Below are 2,642 nucleotides of genomic sequence, written 5' to 3'. Positions count from 1 at the left end.
ATGTTATTTTATTAAAATAAAACAACTGAAACTATTTTGATGTTCACGGCGAAGTCGATAGTTACAGCGGTGATCCGTATGCCGCTTAGAAAGTGAAAAATGCAATCTTGTTACAGATGACTAACATAACCAGTCATCTGTAACAAATTAAACTATGTGTACCTTTGGATTTCTATCCATGGCTCAGATGCAAAAATTTAATTATGGCCATAACCCATTTTTAGAAAGAGAAGAGAACACACTACTTAGATTTTCTTTTGGAGTCTCAGGTTCTTTTTTCAGTGTAATCTGCGCTAATAGAATAATTGTTTGAACACTATTTTCGATAAGAAAATATGTACAATTGTCGGTAGGAGGGATGAACTGATCTGTAAATCTTCTAATATATTTTTTCCTATCGTTCCATTTTTGCATTTTTAGCTTCCACTCAAGAGGATAATACACCGCTGGACAAGCTATATTTGCCCATGGATCACATATCCACGAATTAGGTGCTAATGGTTTTCCCGGACTAAGTGACTCCCTTTCTTGGCGATATAAAGGATCTTTCATAGGTTCAATTGCAATAAAACAGTGATGGTATGAGTTTAAGGTTACTATGTATTCAATGAAATAAGATGAGCCAAGATTTATCAGAATATCTTTAGACTTTTCTTCCATTAAATAGAAGAAAGCCATTAATGAATATTCTTCGCAATTTCCAAGAAGTTGATTGGGTTCTTTCTGCAAAATGGCTTTATATTTTTTCTCTGGTGAAAGGATGTTTAATGCATCCCGCAAGTAGCGTGACTTAATCATTCTTTCAATATAGTTCTCTCTGGAGTGTAAATTTTGTTTGCTTTGTGGTAAATACTCTGGTTCCATGTAACGTTTATTAGTTGATTTTAAACCAAATCTACTTCGAGAGAATGCTATTGTATCTTTTAAAATCATTTGAATGGACATGGCTTTTACCTTGGTGAAAATTGATGTTTTCCATTAATCATAGATAATGATATAGATAACATAAGACAAAAGATTAATTGATGAATTTATTATGAATAATAAGTTGAGTTTATATAACCACCTTTAGATGGTTATATTTTTACAAAATCAGGGCAATGATATTAATCAGGGTAATATCGCGAACGAACGTATCGGAAAGCCAGTGGCATTTTTAGGTTTGACCGCGATGTTGAATATGACTGCTCCACGTGCAGGCACTTGGTCTAAGTTAGCCAAAAGTTCTATTTGGTAGCTGTCTTGTTCCAATACATAATATTCACTCAATAAGGCATTATTACGCCTGAAGTCTTCGGCCGAATCTGTATCGAAAGTTTCATGCCCGATCGCTTTGATTTTCCGCTCTTCAAATAAAAATTTCAAGGCATCTATTCCCCATCCGGGGATTTGATTATTTCCCTGTTTGTCTTTATTATCCATTTTTTCCTGAGATGGCCAGCGTTGACTCCAGTCCGTTCTTAAGGCGACGAAAGTGCCTGCTTCAATGATGCCATGTTCGGCTTCAAATGTAAGAATGTCGTCTTTAGACAATGAAAAGTTAGGATTTTGCTTGGCTCTTGCTGACTGGTCAATAACAATCAAGGGTAATACCAGCTCTTTCAATTCCAGTTCATCAAGAGAACGGGCGTCAGGAATGAAATGGCAAGGAGCATCAATGTGGGTACCGTATTGTCCTGTGAAGGTGAATTGTTGCGCAAAAAATCCATCTTTATAATCAAACAGAGTTTTAAATTCAGCAGGATCAAACATAAAAAAATGGGGAGAATCTTTGTCAAAACTGTGTGTCAGATCAACCCATTTTTTTGATTTCAATAAAGCGAGAGCTTGCAGAATATCGTTTGTCATAACAACCTCATTTTTGGTTTTTTTTATGATTAAACGTTCACCATTTTTTCTCCGCAATTTATTTATCAACAATCTCCTGATTATGAGGATGGCTTCACAGGTTTTGATTTATTTATCATCGGCCAGAGAAGTGGGGATAGTCCAAATTTCAGACGTGATATCAATATAAGAAGGTTCGGTTAATGAGCACTCTTCCGTTGAAATAATTGAGGTGGCGATAAAAGTCACAGGAGATTTCTGTTTATCAATAAAAGGAATGGATATTTTAATTGTCTGATTATAGAGTTGCCCCCAATCTGAAAGTGTTATCGGTAACTTGTCTTTTGCCAGTAAATGTCTGGCAATAACTGTGGATACCACATTTTGGGGATCAAGTTGTTTATTTGCTTCAACAGCATGTTGTATGACTTTTTGTGCCACCCATGATTCCGTTGTAGCACAATAATTCAGATTTTCATCTACTGAAGAAAATCCCATTTTAGGTATTGATAATATCGCAATAATAAGAATTTTATTTATATTATTTGTTAACATAGCCAATTATTTAATTAAGAATAATACTTAGTGGTGATACCTCCTGTTAATTTTCTGGAAAATTCGCCATTATCACTTTCTTGGTTAATTTTTTGTTAAAAATAAGATGTAAGTTATCTTGATTGTTTGCAATTTATAAATAAAATAAAGTACCGAAATAGATTAACCAAAAAAACGATGGTGACGAATTGGCACCACCTAAAATGAAAACAAATGAATGACATCACTAGCCAGTGTTATTCTGAAAAAAATCACTGGTG

The 2,642-nt window shown here is 34.4% G+C and carries 3 protein-coding genes; all 3 read right to left on the bottom strand.

Annotation, left to right across the window (positions count from 1 at the left end; genetic code table 11):
• Positions 1-201: 201 nt before the first annotated feature.
• On the bottom strand, positions 202-945 hold the full coding sequence (locus tag AB204_RS20610; RefSeq protein WP_047965249.1) for a hypothetical protein: 744 nt from the start codon (positions 943-945) through the stop codon (positions 202-204).
• 165 nt (positions 946-1,110) lie between these two features.
• On the bottom strand, positions 1,111-1,848 hold the full coding sequence (locus AB204_RS20605; protein WP_047965250.1) for a cyclase family protein: 738 nt from the start codon (positions 1,846-1,848) through the stop codon (positions 1,111-1,113).
• Positions 1,849-1,956: 108 nt separating this feature from the next.
• The gene (locus AB204_RS23125; protein ID WP_167336753.1) at positions 1,957-2,268 is read right to left on the bottom strand and encodes a hypothetical protein; all 312 of its coding nucleotides are present in this window, start codon (positions 2,266-2,268) and stop codon (positions 1,957-1,959) included.
• Positions 2,269-2,642: the final 374 nt, after the last annotated feature.

It is taken from the genome of Xenorhabdus khoisanae, from assembly GCF_001037465.1.
Lineage (GTDB): Bacteria > Pseudomonadota > Gammaproteobacteria > Enterobacterales > Enterobacteriaceae > Xenorhabdus > Xenorhabdus khoisanae.
This window is presented reverse-complemented; position numbering and strand designations above follow the sequence as displayed.

Bases quoted from the DNA above. Each gene is read 5' to 3' on its own strand.
- AB204_RS20610 (WP_047965249.1), bottom strand. From the start codon at position 945: ATGTCCATTCAAATGATTTTAAAAGATACAATAGCATTCTCTCGAAGT.
- AB204_RS20605 (WP_047965250.1), bottom strand. From the start codon at position 1,848: ATGACAAACGATATTCTGCAAGCTCTCGCTTTATTGAAATCAAAAAAA.